At 58.8% G+C, this 16929-nt stretch carries 13 protein-coding genes; 9 read left to right on the forward strand and 4 right to left on the reverse strand.

What is annotated here, in order from left to right:
• From ENN40_09425 to ENN40_09440, 4 genes are all read left to right on the forward strand, one after another.
• On the forward strand, nucleotides 1-778 hold a 778-nt coding region (locus ENN40_09425), incomplete at its 5' end, for a methylmalonyl-CoA carboxyltransferase (GenBank protein HDP95564.1).
• 10 nt (nucleotides 779-788) lie between these two features.
• Nucleotides 789-2279, forward strand: a complete 1491-nt coding sequence (locus tag ENN40_09430; protein HDP95565.1) for an ATP-grasp domain-containing protein — start codon at nucleotides 789-791, stop codon at nucleotides 2277-2279.
• A 6-nt stretch (nucleotides 2280-2285) separates the two neighbouring features.
• Nucleotides 2286-2801 carry an acetyl-CoA carboxylase biotin carboxyl carrier protein subunit gene (locus tag ENN40_09435; protein ID HDP95566.1) on the forward strand — a complete coding sequence of 172 codons (516 nt, stop codon included), beginning with the start codon at nucleotides 2286-2288 and terminating at the stop codon, nucleotides 2799-2801.
• A gap of 22 nt (nucleotides 2802-2823) precedes the next feature.
• Nucleotides 2824-5130 carry a hypothetical protein gene (locus tag ENN40_09440; protein ID HDP95567.1) on the forward strand — a complete coding sequence of 769 codons (2307 nt, stop codon included), beginning with the start codon at nucleotides 2824-2826 and terminating at the stop codon, nucleotides 5128-5130.
• Here ENN40_09440 and alr read toward each other — a convergent pair.
• Together alr and ENN40_09450 are read right to left on the reverse strand one after the other, a co-directional pair.
• Complete coding sequence (alr, locus tag ENN40_09445) at nucleotides 5103-6227, reverse strand: alanine racemase (protein HDP95568.1); 1125 nt, start codon at nucleotides 6225-6227, stop codon at nucleotides 5103-5105. The two genes, ENN40_09440 and alr, sit on opposite strands and share 28 nt — an antisense overlap.
• Nucleotides 6224-7321, reverse strand: a complete 1098-nt coding sequence (locus ENN40_09450) for a hypothetical protein (protein HDP95569.1) — start codon at nucleotides 7319-7321, stop codon at nucleotides 6224-6226. The genes alr and ENN40_09450 overlap by 4 nt, the downstream gene beginning before the upstream one ends.
• Nucleotides 7322-7356: 35 nt before the next feature.
• Between ENN40_09450 and ENN40_09455 the strand changes: the two genes are divergently transcribed.
• The 5 genes from ENN40_09455 to ENN40_09475 all read left to right on the forward strand — a co-directional run bounded on the left by ENN40_09455 (nucleotide 7357) and on the right by ENN40_09475 (nucleotide 13022).
• A complete protein-coding gene (locus ENN40_09455; protein HDP95570.1) occupies nucleotides 7357-8673 on the forward strand; it encodes a nodulation protein NfeD in 1317 nt (438 codons plus the stop codon).
• 1 nt (nucleotide 8674) lies between these two features.
• Complete coding sequence (locus tag ENN40_09460) at nucleotides 8675-9421, forward strand: slipin family protein (protein HDP95571.1); 747 nt, start codon at nucleotides 8675-8677, stop codon at nucleotides 9419-9421.
• On the forward strand, nucleotides 9418-9978 hold the full coding sequence (locus ENN40_09465; GenBank protein HDP95572.1) for an SPOR domain-containing protein: 561 nt from the start codon (nucleotides 9418-9420) through the stop codon (nucleotides 9976-9978). Before ENN40_09460 ends, ENN40_09465 begins: the two co-directional genes overlap by 4 nt.
• A gap of 9 nt (nucleotides 9979-9987) precedes the next feature.
• Nucleotides 9988-11508, forward strand: coding sequence for an apolipoprotein N-acyltransferase (lnt, locus tag ENN40_09470; protein ID HDP95573.1), 1521 nt, complete (start codon nucleotides 9988-9990; stop codon nucleotides 11506-11508).
• Nucleotides 11509-11648: 140 nt separating this feature from the next.
• Nucleotides 11649-13022, forward strand: coding sequence for an MBL fold metallo-hydrolase (locus ENN40_09475; GenBank protein ID HDP95574.1), 1374 nt, complete (start codon nucleotides 11649-11651; stop codon nucleotides 13020-13022).
• Here the strand turns inward: ENN40_09475 and ENN40_09480 are convergent.
• Entirely contained in the window at nucleotides 12984-16247 is a 3264-nt protein-coding gene (locus tag ENN40_09480; protein HDP95575.1) for a DEAD/DEAH box helicase, read from the reverse strand. The two genes, ENN40_09475 and ENN40_09480, sit on opposite strands and share 39 nt — an antisense overlap.
• The gene (locus ENN40_09485; GenBank protein HDP95576.1) at nucleotides 16244-16888 is read right to left on the reverse strand and encodes an HAD family hydrolase; all 645 of its coding nucleotides are present in this window, start codon (nucleotides 16886-16888) and stop codon (nucleotides 16244-16246) included. Before ENN40_09485 ends, ENN40_09480 begins: the two co-directional genes overlap by 4 nt.
• Nucleotides 16889-16929 lie beyond the last annotated feature (41 nt).

Raw genomic sequence — 16929 nt, forward strand, 5'->3', positions numbered from 1 at the left:
ACCCACGGATGACCCCTTTGACCGCATGGAAGACAAACTCAATGAGATCGTTCCCGTCAATCCGAACAAGCCGTACAACATAAAGGAACTGCTTTCCCTGGTGGTTGACAACGGTTGTTTTTTCGAGGTCCACGAAGGGTACGCCCAAAACCTGGTGGTCGGATTTGCCTGCCTGGGAGGGCGCAACGTGGGCGTCATCGCCAATAATCCCGATGTCTATGCCGGAACCCTGGATGTTCAGGCCTCTTTAAAGGGGTCCCGTTTCATCCGTTTCTGCGACGCGTTCAACATTCCCCTGGTTTCTTTCGTGGACGTGCCCGGTTTCCTGCCGGGCCGGGACCAGGAAAAACTTGGGATCATCAAGCACGGCGCCAAGATGTTGTACGCCTATTCAGAAGCCACGGTACCCAAGCTCACGGTCATTACCCGCAAGTCGTACGGCGGGGCTTACATTGTCATGAGCTCCAAGCACCTGGGCGCGGACGTGGTGTTCGCCTGGCCCACGGCGGAGATCGCGGTCATGGGGCCTCAAGGCGCCATCAACGTCATTTTCCGTAAGGACCTGGCCGCGGCGGATGAGCCGGAAGGTCTCAAGGAGCGCCTGATCCTTGACTACAAGGAAAAGTTCGCCAACCCCAAACTGCCCGCCGCTTTCGGGTACGTAGACGACATCATTCTGCCCACCGAGACGCGGCCCCGTCTGATCGCGGCCCTGGAATCGCTGGAACACAAGACCCTGCAAAACCCGCCCAAAAAGCACGGCAATATCCCGCTGTAAGGAGGGTTCCATGAAAAAACAAAGCGTCCTGATCCCCAACCGCGGCACCGTAGCCCTGGATATCATCCAATCCATGCGCAGCATGGGCCTGGAAACCATCCTCCTGTATTCACCTGAAGACGCCGGATCCCTGCCCGTCAAATTGGCCGATCGCAGTTTCAAGTTTTTCGCTTCCCGCCCGGAAGACAGTTACATGGACCTGGAATCGATCATGGAGATGGCCGTGGACCTGAAAGTCGATTTCCTTCATCCAGGGTACGGTTTCCTCTCGGAAAGCCCTGAACTGGCGGAACAATGCGACAACCACGGCATTGTCTTTATCGGGCCCGCCACCAGAGTACTGCGCCGCTGTCGCGATAAAATCACAATGAAGAACACGGCACGGAACATGGGTATGCAAACTCCCGCCCATTCCGATCTCATCAACAGCCCCCTGGACATCGAATTTGTATCTCCGGAATTGAAATTCCCCGTGATCATCAAGCCGGTGACCGGAACCGGGGGGCACCAGATCCGCGTGGCCGAATTCCGCCGCGACGCCCAGGACAAACTGCAGCAGATGCTGAAGCGCGAATCCATTCAACAGGACGGGGTTTTCCTGGAGGAGTTTCTGCCGTTCGCCCACCACATCGAAATCCCCTTCCTGCGCGACACAAGCGGCAACCTGCTGATTCTGCCTGAAATCGAATCCTCGATTCAGCGTCGCTTTCAGAAGGTATTCCAGGAGTCCCCCTCCGTGAACATCGGCAACGACCTGCGCCAGTCGATGATGCAGGACGTGCGCCGCCTGGTCGAGGAGTTGGACTATGTGGGCCTGGGATACATGGAATTCCTGGTCGAGAAAGGGGAAGCGTTTTTTCTGGAGATCAATCCAACCATCCAGGTCAACACCTTGATCCCGGAAGTCCACATGCTGTCCAATTTTATCAAAAAGCAGTTCGTGCTGGCGCGTGGAGAACAACTCCACGATGTGGACGGAGTGCGAATTTTTGAACCCAGGCATAACCTCATCCTGGTATCTCTGAACGCCGAAAATCCCCATGACCATTTCCGGCCGTCCGCGGGAACCGTGAAAGACTTTTCCCATTACGCCACCATCCGCAATGTGTTTAAAACCAGCCTGTTTGCGGGTGGAGAGGTCTCTTCCATTTACGACCCCAACGTCGGCAAGATCCTGGCTTTCGCCGTGCAGCGCGAGAACGCCATCAACGACCTGCGCCAGTTTCTCAACACCATCCTGGTGCGGGGTATCCACACCAACCTGATCTTTCTAAAAAAACTGCTGGAAAGCCCCCACCTGCAGCGGGGAGAGACTATCGTGGACTTCCTGAACCTGCGCTTTGAATTCAGCAAACGCCCCCGCAGCGAAGATGAAGTGGAACTGGCGGCCGCCCTTCTGGGCGCGGCCTTCCACGTGGAAAACAGACGCAAAAACTACAAGGCACAACTGGAGCGCATGAAACAGCCCAACCTGTTGCGCCGGATCTTTTTGGGGAGGTGACACGCCATGAAATACCGCTTCCAAGTGCACAAACGCGCCTTCGACATTGAGACGGCTCCGAACTCCACCTTTCAGTCCGACACCCAGATCCGGGTGGAAAAAACACCATTCCAGGTCCAGATCGCGGAAAGCAGGGAAAATGAGATTCTTTCTTTTTTTGTCAACCGCCGCATCTACCAGATAAAGATCGAGCGGGACCTGGAGGGCTATCCGTCCGGCATCTACGTCAACGAAGAGTACTACCCCGCTTACCTGCTCAAGATCGACAAGTTGTTTTATTTCAAGCCACGGCCGCAACGGTCTACCCGGTCCGGACTGGTCAAAACTTTTATTCCCGGTTATATCCAGAAAGTCTTTTTCCAAACCGGAGACAGTGTGCAGGAAGGAGATATCGTTTTGATTCACGAAGCCATGAAAATGGAAAACGAGATCCGCGCTCCGATTTCCGGAATCATCAAGACCATGGGGGTAAAGGAAGGCGACAACGTCCTGGCCAACCGCCTGCTGTTCGAAATAGAATAGCCCCAGAAGGGAAGCTCATTCAATGAACCGTTCCGCAAACGGCCTGATCCCGAACCGATCCATCTTACTGGGAACCTTTTTTCTGCTGGGATTCCTGTCCATCCTGTTTCAAACCTTGTTTCTCCGCGAAATCATGGTAGTGGTGCTGGGAAACGAAATCGTTATCGCCATCGTGCTCTTCCACTGGTTGGTGGGGATTACGTTCGGATCCCGACTGGGCGGCCGCCTATCCGACCGTCTGAGAAACCCGGGAGAGCGACTCTTCCAGGCCATGCTTCTGCTGACCCTGTTGGCGCCGCTGGCGCTGGTGGCCATTCGACATTTGCACGACCTGACCATGGCGCCCGCGGGATTGTCGCTGGGTATGTGGCGCGTATTTGTCGCCACCGCCCTGATTGTCATCCCCCACAGCCTCCTGGTGGGCATGGCCTTCCCCCTGGCCATGCATATCGCCCGCAAGGGGGATGGTATCTCCCACATGTCCAGGGTATATATCATTGAGTCCCTGGGATCCCTGGCCGCCGGTGCCATGATGAGCTGGGTGCTGGCGGGACGGTGGCCCGCCTTTGACATCCTGTTTGCCGCCCTGGCCACCGGGGGGGCAATCACCCTATGGACCGGAAGCCGAATGGGCCTGCGCCGCCTGCAATGGCTGGGTGGCGCCGGCCTGTTGCTGGCCGTGGCGGGACTTCTGCCCCAGCCGGGAAACGCGCTGGAAAAATCCACGGTTCAGGCGCGGTGGCAGGGGTTTTCCGCCACCGAGCTGGTTACAAACCTGGACTCGCGCTTCCAGAATATCGCCCTGGGTCGCCAGGCGGACCAATACGCCCTTTACCTGAACGGCCAGATGGCGACCACCTTTCCCGATCCGGAACGCAACCACATGCTCGCCGCCCGCCTGCTCTCTCAACATCCCCGCCCACGGCGCGTACTGGTGATCGGTGAAGCGGTAAGCGGGCTGGCCCAGGCCATGCTGAATACAGATATCTCTTTTCTACACAATGTGGAGCTGGATCACCTGGTGGTAAAAGCCGTTCGCGACCATCTTTCAGCAAAGATGGAACGTCGCCTCCAGGATCCACGCTTCCGCCTTCACCTCGCCGACGGCCGCCGCTTTGTGCAACAGCTGGGACGGTATGCCAACCAGAACCTCACATTCGACCTGGCATTCGTGCACGCATCCGAACCCGTTTCCCTGCTGGCCAATCGCTATTTTACCCTTGAGTTTCTGCGCGAACTCTCCCGCATCATGAATCCACAAGGCGTGGTGTGCCTGCGTGTGACCTCATCGGATACGTACACTTCCGGGAATGTGGGCGCTTATGCGTCCGTAATCTATCATACCCTGCGCTCCGTCTTTCCATACGTGGTAATCTCTCCGGGAGCGGACACCTTCTTTTTTGCCTCCCGCCGGCCGGGTGTGGTCAGCCGGGACCCCGCCACGCTGTCTGCACGCTGGCGCCATATCACTCCAGGAGATCCGGATTTCAGTTTTCTGTTTTCCGCCTGGTTTCCCGCGGGGCGCGGTTTGCGTATCCGCGCCGGACTGGAAGCACGGTTTGGCGCGAAGCTCAACACCGATGATCTGCCCACGGCACTGCACCGCTACAACCGCTCGCTGGGGTGGGTGCATGTCGGGGGCGTGCGGCAACTGTTGCAACTGGCGGAAAAAGTCGAGCCCGCATACCTCTTGTTGGCAACACTTCTGCTGCTTTTACCCGCCGTCCTGCGCCGGCGCGGCCTGGGAATGCTCTACCCCGCCGTTTCCGTGGCCGGCTTTTCCGGAATGTCGCTGCAACTGCTGATCATTACATTGATTCAGAGCCGTTTTGGTTTTATCTACCGCTACATCGGCCTGTTTACCGCCCTGTTCATGGCCGGGCTTCCCCTGGGTGCGGCCATATCCCGCCGCTTGGCGCGACGGTTTTCACCTCACCTGCTCCTGTCCTCGCTGTTGTGCGCCCTGGCCGTGGTTGCAGCCGCCCTGGAGCGGCTGCTCCCCGCCGCGGGGCATCATCCCCTGCTGGACCAGATATGGATCTCCGTGTTTACCATCCTGGTGGGAGGCCTGGTCGGTGCGGTCTTTCCCGCCGCCCTGGCCGCCGCCCTGGCTCACGAATCCTTGCGACCCGGCCGCGCCACCGGACGGGTAAACGCCGCGGATCACAGCGGGGCCGCGCTGGGCGCCTTGCTGGCAGGCACGCTGATGCTACCGATTCTGGGAATGAGTGGCACCAACTATCTGCTGGCGGGGGTCAACCTGATCGCGGCCCTGTATCTCTTCTGGCGTACCCTGGCGGCTCAGGATTCCGCGATCCTGGGCAGATGAGGAGCAATGCGGCTGAGGATTTCGTAGTGGATGGTTCCGCAATGATCGGCCAGATTGACGGCGTCAATGCAACCATGCGCGCCCTCTCCCAGTAATATGACCGAATCCCCCGCGCGGACGTTGGGGATATGGGTCACATCCGCCATCATCATGTTCATGCAGATACGTCCGCGAATGGGGGCTTCCCTGCCGTTGACCAGGATGACACCTGAATTGGACAAACGCCGGTCATAACCATCGTAGTATCCCACGGGGATGACGGCGATACGGGACGGGCTGAAGGCACGGTAGGAACGGCCATAACCCACGGACTCCCCGGCGGCGACGGTTTTTACCTGGGCCACCCGGGTTTCCCAGGTCAGGGCCGGCCGCAGTTCCATGCCGTTTCCCTTCTGCTCCTGCCATGAAATCAATGTTTCACGGGAAGGCCAATAACCGTACGCCGAGATTCCCAACCGTACCAGGTTGAAATGGGTGGCGGGAAACAGCAGCGCCGCCGCGGAACAGGCCATGTGGCGTACCATTGGGCGATTCGAGGGCAATTCTTCAAGCAGGGATCGAAATGATTCCAGTTGCCGGCCGGCGAAATCGTGACGGGTGGTGTCTTCGATATCGGCGAAATGGGAGTAAATTCCGCAAAACTCCACGCCGGTTCCGGCAGGCGATCGCAATATCTCCAGGACCTCGGCGGGGGTCATGCCCAACCGCCGGGTTCCGGTTTCCACTTTCAGGTGACAACGGGCGGTGCCGTTTACCTTTCGCGCCGCCGCACGCACGCGTTCCAGGTAACCCGGTTCCGGAACAACCATTTCCACGCCGGCCTCGACCAGGTACTCCAATTCGTCACGATCCGCCCAGCCCATGACCAGAACCGGACGGGAATCGTCCCGCGTTAGTACGCGCCTGGCCTCATGGGCGGCATCCACCGCGTAATAGCCCACTGAATCGAGTTTACTGGCAATCTCCACGCAGGCCTCGATGCCGTGACCGTACGCATTGGCCTTGACCACAAAAGCAACAGGGCGGCCGGTGATTTGACGGAAACAGTCCAGGTTTGCGGCCAGCGCCGCGGCACTGACCCGGATTGTCGTCCTCATGGCTCAGGGTCCTGCGAATGGCTTTGTGATCGGGCATCCAGATCCTGCAGTACTTCGCGAACCCGCTGCATCAGATCCAGTTTCCCCACCAGCAGGCCGTTTTGGGTTTGCACCACTCCCACGCCTTCAAGCCCGATCAAGCCCACCGGCGTGTTGCCGGTCGAGAAAACCAGGCAATCGCGGCTGTCCAGCAATACATGTCCGGGACCAGCCACATTGCCGTTTTCGTCACGGTTCCCCAGCTCAAAAACACTGGCCCACGCGCCCACATCATTCCAGTCGAAATCGGCCGGCATCATCCATGCCTCCGCTCCCTTTTCCATCAAAGCGTAATCGATGGACAGAGGCGGCATGGCGGCAAAGACTTGCGGCACGTCTTTAAGGGGCGCGGCTTCCAATTTTCCGTAACCATCGGCGTATTCCGGGGCAAAGCGTTCCAGCAGGGTGCGGAAATGGCGCAGCTTGTAAACAAACATGCCGGAGTTCCAGCAATACCCCCCGTGAGAAAGGTATTTGGCCGCAGTTTGGGCATCGGGTTTTTCCTCGAAGGTTTCGACCGGATGAAACACCGCGTTGTCCAGCCGTTCGGCTCGCGCGGTTGTATAACGGATGTAGCCATAACCGGTATGGGGATGATCGGGAACGATACCCGCGGTAATGATGACCGGACGCTCTGCAAACTCCAGGGCGGCACGCATCTGCCGCGCAAAGGTCTTTTCATCGGTGATATGGTGATCCGCGGGCACAACCAGCATACGGCCGGCGGGATCCCGGCGGGATAAAACGATATTGGCCAGGATCATGCAGGGCGCCGTATTGCGGGGCATGGGTTCGGCAATGTAGTTTTCGGGATCGATGTCGGGCAGGGCTTCCATCACGGCTGCGCGATATCCCTCCTCTGCCACCACATAAATGCGATCCCGGGCCACCACCTGTTCCAGTCTGCGGAAGGTCCGGGTAATCAGCGGATCCGTCCCCAGGATCGGTAAAAACTGTTTGGGACGCCGGGGTGTGCTGTACGGCCAGAAGCGGGTGCCCTGCCCTCCCGCCATAATCAGGGCGTAGTTGTGATCTGCCATGGTTTCTTTTAGCATAGCCCCCCCGGGAACGCAACCACGCCCATTCGCTTATGGAGTTGATTTTTTTTGCCTCAAGGCCTATTATTCTGAGTATGAGAAAACTGATCGCGGCGATAATGTTGCTGGCCCCCATGGCCGTAAGCGCGGATGTGTATCGCATCGCGATCCAGGGCCCCATCGATTCCATCATCGCGGAATACACAATCGACTCCATGGCCAAGGTCCGTGAAAAACCGGATGTGGACCTGGTGGTGGTTGAAATAGACACACCCGGGGGACTGGATTCGGCCATGCGCACCATTATCAAGGAGATGCTGCAATCACCGGCGCCGGTCGCGGTGTTTGTCTATCCCCAGGGAGCACGGGCCGCTTCCGCGGGATTCTTTATTACCGTGGCGGCGGATATCGCCGCCATGGCTCCGGGCACAAACATGGGCGCCGCCAGCCCGGTATCCGCCCTGGGTCAGAAGATGGACGACACCATGAAAGCCAAGGTCACCAACGATGCCGTGTCCTACATTCGCTCCCTGGCGCGCAACCGCGGCCGGGACGAGGACATGGCGGCCCGCGCGGTTTCCGAGAGCCTCGCCTACACGGTTGACGAATGCCTCGAGGGGCGCCTGGCGGACCTCTCCGCGGAAAGCCTCGAGGATTTGCTGCAGAAGCTGGATGGCCGCAACATTACCACCATGCGCGGGGATACGGTTACCCTGAATCTCCAGAACGTACGTATCTTCACCATGAAGATGAGTTGGCGTCAGCGCTTCCTACGCACCATCACCAACCCCAACCTGGCCTACTTCCTTTTGATTTTCGGCCTGATCGGACTTTACCTCGAGTTCACCCATGCCGGGGCCGTGATCCCGGGAGTCATCGGCGGCATCTCCCTGCTCCTGGCCTTCATGGCGTTTCAGATCCTGCCCATCAACTACGTGGGATTGCTGCTGATCCTGCTGGCGATCGGATTGTTTTTGGCCGAGATCAAGGTGCAGGGATTCGGCATCCTGGGCCTCGGCGGGGCCGTGGCTTTTTTCCTGGGATCCGTTATCCTGATCAGTTCACCCATTCCCGAGATGAGACCCACCATGAGCTTGATTGTCTTACTGACCGTCAGTTTTGCCGGGATAATCCTGTTTCTGACATACAAAGTGTTTCAGTCAATGAAGCGCCGCGTGGACACCGGGCAGGAAGGCCTGGCTGGAGAAGTCGGTACCGCCCGTACCCGTATCACACCTGAGGGCGGCCGGGTCTTTGTGCACGGCGAGTGGTGGAACGCGGTAGCGGACTCACCCATTGAAGCCGGCACCGAGGTGGAGGTCCTCCAGATGGAGGGTTTCCGCCTGAAAGTCAAACCCAGAGGGGGTTAATATGCAGGTATCAATCGTTACCATCGCAGTTATCGTACTGTTTTTACTGTTCAACTGGTTGAAGGTACTCAAAGAGTATGAGCGGGGCGTCATTTTTCGCCTGGGCCGGGTCCTAGGCAAGCCCAAGGGGCCGGGACTCATCTTTGTCCTCTACCCCATCGACAAACTGGTCAAAGTCAGTTTGCGCACCATTGTTCTGGACGTGCCACCCCAGGACGTGATCACCCGGGACAACGTCTCCGTAAAGGTCAACGCCGTGGTATATTACCGCGTCATCGATCCACTCAGGGCAGTGCTGCAGGTCCAGGAATACAATTACGCCACTTCCCAACTCTCCCAGACCACGTTGCGCTCGATCCTGGGCCAGGTGGAACTGGACGCGTTGTTGTCCGAGCGCGATCAGCTCAACTCCAAATTGCAGGCCATTATCGATGAACATACGGACCCATGGGGAGTCAAGGTCTCCATGGTGGAAATCAAGTACGTGGACCTGCCCCAGGAAATGCAGCGCGCCATGGCCAGGCAGGCGGAAGCGGAACGTGAACGGCGCGCCAAGGTGATCCACGCCGAAGGTGAACAACAGGCATCCGCCAAACTGCTGGAAGCCGCCAACATCATGGCCCAGAATTCCTACACCATGCAACTGCGGTTCCTTCAGACCCTGAGGGATATCTCGACCGATAACTCATCCACCATTGTATTTCCCCTGCCCATTGAGCTGATGAACATCCTGGAAAAGAAGCAATGAGGGACAAGCACCGCACGGTCCTGGAAATCAAAATCACTTTTGTGCACGTAGTGGTGTTTCTCTCCGCCGTGATTCTCATCGGTATCTTTCTCTTTTACCTGGGATACCAGGCGGGCAAAGCCGCCGCCATGACCCCGGCGGGAGCGAAGGTTACCTCCAGCAGTGAACACATCCCCCTGGAAGAGGAACGGGTATCTGAAAAGCCCAGCGCCATCAGGCAAGAGATGGACATTCACGGCCGGGCGGATACCGCTGCCGCGGAACCCGGCTCCGAACCCGCTTCGGCGCGGAAAGTCAAACCCCGACAGGTGGAAAGAGACAGCTACTACGCGGTGCAGGTGGGCGCTTTTGAAAACCATGCCGAAGCCAAATCCTATTCCGACCTCTTTATCAACAACAATTTTCCCACGGAAATCCAGCGCGTGGTGGTGCATGAAAAAACCATGTACCGGGTACTGGTGGGCCGCTTTGACTCCAAGCAGGAGGCTCAGGACGGCAAGGAGCGCATGCAGAAGATCGCCGGCCGTACCGGTTTTTTCCTGCGCCGCATGCCCTGAAGCGAACCCATGCCGGTGCAGAACCGCGCCGTGAAACCGCGATTCCGCCGCGCCCTTCCCTGGCTCGCCGCCGTGGCTTCCGGTGTGCTCTACGCCCTGGCTTTCCCGCGTTTCGACCTCTTTCCCCTGGCGTTCATCTTTTTGCTGCCTTTGTTGGCGGCATTGGATCATACCCCGCTGAACGCCTTTTCTCTGTTCCTGGTATTCGGTGCCACCGCCCACTTGGTGCTGTTATACTGGATGCCCCGGGTCATGATCCGCTACGGCGGCATGAGCGTGGCGCTGAGCATCCTGGCATTCCTCATGGTAGCGGCCATCCTTTCGCTGGTTACCGCGATTGCCGGCTGGGGAATGGGGCGGCTGTGGCGGGCGCCCAGACCCTGGTGGTTCGCCGTCGCCCTTCTCTGGGTGGGGAAAGATCTGGTTCTGGAAGAGTTCATGACCGGGTTTCCCTGGTGCCTGGTGGGAACCTCCCAATACCGCAACCTGCCCTTCCTGCAAACCGCCGCCCTGGGCGGGGTTCACTTCACGGGGTTGCTGGTGATTCTGATCAACCTGCTTTTCTTTCGCTGGTGGCGACACCGCGACCGCCGCAGCGGCACCCTGCTGATCCTGATTTTGGTTTTAACCCACGGGGGCGGCTGGCTGCGGATGAGCCGGCTGGAATCCAACCTGCGCAACCTTCCCCACCACCGCGCGGGCGTCATTCAACCCAACAGCCACCATGACCGGGTACTCTCATGGCGGGAGCGGGAAATCCGACTCGAAGAGTTGTTGGCGGAATCGGGCCGGCTGGTGAAAGAGGGGGGCGCCGAATTCGTGGTCTGGCCGGAATACTCCGTTACCCTTTATCCCCTGCAGAACACCGTTTACCGGGATCGCATGTTGCGTTTCTCGCGCCAATATGCGCCTTTGCTGGCTGGTTTCACCGACATCCAGGACAAGGGCATCATCAAGAACGCCATGGTGCGCTTCGCCGCGAAAGGAATCCAGACCTACCATAAGGTCCACCTGACTCCCTTCGGCGAGTACATCCCCTTTCGCCGGCTGTTCTTTTTTGTTCCCCGAATCGTAAACGAGATAACTGATTTCACACCCGGTGACTCCCTGCATTCCCTGACCATCAATGATGTACCTGTGGCCACGCCCATCTGTTTTGAAATTGTTTTTCCGCGCCTGGTGCGCAGCCTGGTCACGGGCGGCGCGCAAATTATTGTTACCATCTCCAATGATTCCTGGTTCGGCGACACCTCGGCGCCCGGGCAACACATGAGCGCCGCAGTGCTGCGCAGCGTTGAAAACCAACGGTACCTGCTTCGCTCCACATCCAATGGAATCTCAGTGGCCGTGTCTCCCGGGGGCCGCATCATCCGCTATTCCCCTTACGGAAAAGCGGACCGGTTCGTGGTACCGCTACACTACCTGAACGCCCGTACGCCCTTTATGCGCGGGGGCTGGTTGTTCGCCCATCTCTGCCTGATACTGGGGCTTGGGGCCCTGTTCATCTGCCGGCAAAAACGCCGGGGTTGACATTTTACCTTGCCTTGGCCATATTGGGAAAAGCACCATGGGGACAATAAAACACCAATGGTCCGATGGCATCGGCCGTCCGGAATGGAAAAAGAGGACGGACGTGCGGGATCGGGATGTAACACTGATTGGAGGCTAGCATGCTGTTAAGACCCATTTACACTGAAAAAATCGCCCACAGTTCATACCTTGTGGGCAGCCAAGACCGAGCCGTTATCATCGATCCCCGTCGCGACGTGGATGAGTACATCTACATGGCGCGGGAATTCAACTTAACCATCACCCACATTTTCCAGACCCATCTTCATGCTGATTTCGTATCCGGTCACATGGAGCTCGCCAACCGCTTGGGGGCTGAAATCATCATGCCCGCCTCAGCCGGAGCCGACTTTCCCCACCAGGGGGTATCCGAGGGCGACGAGATCCAGATCGGCAAACTGCTGTTTCGTGTCCTGGAAACTCCGGGACACACACCGGAACACATAGCATACGTTTTGAGCGACCTGGATCGCGGCGATGTGCCTAATGCCGTCTTCTGCGGAGACACGCTGTTCGTGGGAGACGTGGGTCGACCCGACCTTTTCCCCGGCCGCGCCGGGGAACTAACCCGCCAGTTGTTTGCCAGTTTGCACGAAAAGCTCCTGCAATTGCCTGATTTTGTTGAAGTTTACCCGGCTCACGGACCGGGATCGCTTTGCGGCCGCGCCATCGGCCAACGGCGACGCTCCACCATCGGCTATGAAAAACGCCTTAATCCCGCCCTGCAGTTCAAGGATCCGGATTCTTTTCAACAATGGTTGCTCGAAGGCATGCCGCCGGCGCCGGATCATTTTTCACGACTCAGCGAGATCAACCGCCAGGGACCGCGCTTGCTGCGCGAGCTGAAGCCCATGGCCACCCTTACGCCCTCCGAAGGCCGCCGATTGATGGAAAAGTCCCGGGGAATCGCCCTTGACCTCCGCGGGGCGCGCAGTTTTTCCCATTCACATATCGCTGGCTCCTATCACATCAGCACCCGCGCCAATCTCCCCACACTTGCCGGATGGGTCATTCCTCCGGAACACCCCCTTTTCCTGATTTCCGCCCGTGAAGAAGAGTTGACCAAAGCCTGGCTACAACTGCACCGCGTAGGTCTGGACCGGATCGAAGGTCAGTTGCTCACCGGGATCCAGGGATGGGAAGCCGAAGGGTTCCCCATGGATTCATTGCCGTTGCTGGAACTGGATGAATTCATGGCCATACTCAAAAGCAATGATCCACCCCTGGTGGTGGATGTCCGGAGTGCCGCCGAATTCGCTTCCGGACACATTCCCGGCGCAATCAACATCCCTGTGGCGGACCTGCGCACCCGCTACGCGGAGGTGCCCGTGGATCGACCCACCGTGTTAACCTGCAGTGGGGGGTACATCGGCAGCCTAGGATGCAGTTTGCTCAAACAGAGGGGGCGGCACCGGGTCTCAAACCTGAGATTCGGCTTAACGCGTTACATTGAGGCCGGCGGCAACCTGGTCTGATGCCGCGGCCATGAAGTCGGCATAGGTTGAAGGAGACACTTCGATTTCCCCGGGCGACAGGGGACGCAAACCCAACCCCCTCAGCTCCGCGGGCAAGGCGGCCAACGGCTCCCTGAAACGCAACACCACTCGTTCAGAAAACACGTCCGCGTGGGTCACCGGCAACGGTTGGATAAGCAGGCGCAGAACCGCCACCCGGAACACCTCATCCATTCCGGGTGGAATCCGTCCAAAACGGTCTCTCACCTCAGCGCGCACATTTGCGAGTTCCTCACGGTCGCGGGCGGCCATGACGCGGCGGTATACCCCCACCCTCTCCTCAATATCGGGAATGTAACCGGGTTCCACCGAAAACGCAAACCGAACATTGATTTCCGCGGGCAGCCGCGCGTCCTCTTCCCCCTTCAGGTCCTGGATGGTGCGCTGCAGCATCTCCATGAAGTAATCAAACCCCAAGGCTTCAATGTGCCCGTGCTGGCGGTTGCCCAGCAGGGAACCCGCTCCCCGCAAATGCAGGTCGAATTCCGCCAGCCGGTAACCTGCGCCCAACTCGGCAAACTCGCGCAAGGCCCGCAACCGGGCGTGGGCTTTATCGGAAAGAGTCGAGGCAGAGACCAGGAAATAGGCATGGGCGCGGCGATCGCCCCGTCCGATTCTGCCACGCAATTGATAGAGTTGGGTAAGCCCGAATCGCTCGGCGTGAATCACCACCAGCGTGTTGACCGCCGGGATATCGATGCCGTTCTCGATAATGGTGGTGGACAACAACACCTGGGTTCGGCGGTTGATAAAATCCAGCAAAGTCTTTTCAATCACTTCCGCGCGCATACGGGCATGGATAAGGGCGACATCGATCTCGGGGAGCCACTCCGCTAAGCGGGCACGGAAGGTCTCGATTCCCTGGATATCGTTGTACACGATGTAGACCTGTCCGTTCCGTTCCACTTCGTTCAACACGGCGGAGATCAGGATATCGGGACGGAACGCGGTTACCGTGTTGCGGATGGCCAGCCGGCCCAGAGGCGGGGTGCGGATCACTGAGATGTCCTGAAGGCCGGCCATGGAAAAAGAGAGGGTGCGGGGAATGGGGGTGGCGCTGAGGGTCAACACATCCACGTGGGGATGCTCTTGTTTGAGCTTTTCTTTTTGAAACACGCCAAAGCGCTGTTCTTCATCGATTATGAGCAAACCAAGGCGGGGAAAATCCAGGTGGCTGCTGAGCAAGGCGTGAGTGCCGATGACCAGGTCCACCTTGCCGTCCCGGATTTGCGTGACAACTCGCCGCCGCTGAGGCGCGGGCACCAGCCGGGAAAGCATTCCCAGGCGAACCGGTAGTTCCTGAAAGCGGTGGCGGAAGGTCTGAAAATGTTGCGATGCCAGGATGGTTGTGGGGCAGAGCATGGCCACCTGGCGATGATTGAGAATCACGCGGAAAGCCGCGCGCACCGCCACTTCGGTTTTTCCGAAAGAGACGTCACCGCAGACCAGGCGGTCCATGGGGTGGAAAGCTTCCAGGTCACGCAGCACATCGTGAATGGCGCGTTTCTGGTCAGCGGTTTCCACAAAGCGAAAGCCCCGCCGCAGGCGTTCCTCCCATTCATGGTCCCCGGGGAAAGCAGTGCCCCGGACCGCCTTGCGTTGCGCGTACAATTGCAGTAATTCACGGGCAAAGGGAATGATGCTGCGGCGGGCCCGGTTCTGCTTGGCGCGCCAGGTGCGACCGCCCATGCGGTCCAGTTCCGGGGCATGGCCTTCCATGGCCGTGTAAGGACGCAAAGCGTCGGCCTCGTATACCGGGACGTATAGACGCTCGCGATCACGGTATTCCACCACGATCACCTCCGTGGTGGTCGAAGATCTCTTGATGCGGTCAAAGCCGCTGACTGTCAGGCGTTCTATTCCCATGAAGCGACCGATGCCATGGCTGCGGTGGGTCACCAGTTCGCCCACGCGGATGTCGCGCAACAGACGCTCCCGCATGGCCGGTGAACGGGTGAGCCTGCGGGAGCGACTGGGAATCCAGGGACGATAGGGCAGGATCATGCGGCTACCGGTGGGATTCTCTACACCCGCGGGAAGATCATTAGGCAAAAAAGAGAATTCGGATCCGAGAAAATCCAGGCGCCTCCGCACGGATGAGATTCCCGATGCAACCGCCAGCTCAAGACCGGCGTTCAGGCGCCGCAGCAGCAGTTCGACGGATTCCTGGTCCATCTCCACCAGGCTTTGCCGCACCAGCCGGATAGCGGGATTGATTCCATCTACACTCTGCAGTGGATTGAAATCGATGATGGCGCGGTCCGCCAAATTGACACGCAGGGCATCCATGCAGACGTTGCTGGTTTTGTCAGGCAGAACCGCCTCGCGGATGCGGTCAAAGTGTGCCAGCAGTTTATCATGCTCCGCTTCCAGGCCGGCGCGATCCAGGATGAGGATGCGGGCTCCAGGCAGCCATTGATCCAGGGGACGCATGCCCTCTTTGCGATCACCCAGGTATTGGGCCAAATCCTGATAATTCAGGAAATACCGCAAGGGCGGCAAGCGCAACGATTGCACGGAATCCACCGACTTCTGGGTTTCCAAATCGAATCGACGCAAAGACACCAGGCGCGAACCTTCAAACTCCAGGCGGGCGGGCAACTCGCCGCCGGGCGCGAACACGTCTATTATACCGCCCCGGCGGGCCACCTGGCCGGGAGCGATTGCGTCATCGCGAAAAACATATCCCGCGCGCGCCAACCGCTCAATCAATTCTTCCCGCAACAAGCGCGCGCCAACCGCTACGCGCACGGCCATGACCGCCAGTTCCCGTGGCGGCTCCAACTGAATCGCCATCCCGGAAAGGGTCGAGATCACTACGGGTCGCGGCCCGGAACCATTGACGACCGCCGCCAGGTCGGACTTGTGCGCGGCGGCTGACAATTGCATGTCAGAATTTGCAAAGGGGTCTTCAAATGGCCGCAAGTGAAAGGCTATGGGGCGTTCATCACCTCCAAAAAGCCCCAACCATGCTTTCAAGCGTTCCGCCCGATCACGGGTCCGCTCATTCTCCCCCACTATCCAGATCACGGGACGGGTATCCGCCATGGCCGCGGCGGCAACCACCAGCTCGGCCAATTCAGCCGGACAATCTGAAACCACGCCTTCCCGGCTATGCTTCAGGAATGACAGGAAATCCGCCGCAAACAACCATTCCGGCTTTAGATACCCGCGCGCGCCGTTCATCCCCCCTCCAGCAGGCTATTTAGCTGAGCGATACTGGAAACAATGTGGTCCGGTGCGGCGGCATCCAGTTCTCCCGGACGCGCATACCCCCAGGTCACACCTACCGCAGAAATGTCGTTGGCCCGGGCTCCCCTGATGTCGCTACCGCGGTCGCCGACCATGACCGCCGGTCCCGGCGGCACCCGCTTCAGGGCGTCACGCACAACCTCAAGCTTGCGGGTGCGCCTGCCGTCCAGCTCTGATCCCTGCACGACGGAAAAAAATCCGGCCAACTGAAAGTATTCCAGGATGCGGCAAGCATAGACCGTGGGTTTGGCCGTGGCCAGGACGAGACAGGCTCCCCGGCGGGCCAGACCGGCCAACAGACCGTCGATACCCGCATACAAACGGTTTTCAAAAATTCCCCGCTCACTGAAGTATTCCCGGTAAAGCGCAACGGCATGAAACGCTTGCTTTCGGCTGAACCCGTAGCGTCGGGCAAATGATTGATGCAGGGGAGGACCGATAAAATCAACCAGTCCACCCGGTTCGGGCTCCGTGATCCCCAGTTTTTCCAGGGCGTAAAGCACGGAACGGACAATACCTTGCGCCGGGTCGGTCAGCGTGCCGTCCAGATCAAGAAGGATGGTTTTCCAATTCATAACGGCGACTTCTCCGGAAATCTTCAGCATAACCCAGGCTT

Source organism: Candidatus Aminicenantes bacterium (assembly GCA_011049425.1).
In the GTDB taxonomy this organism is placed as follows: Bacteria; Acidobacteriota; Aminicenantia; order UBA2199; family UBA2199; genus UBA876.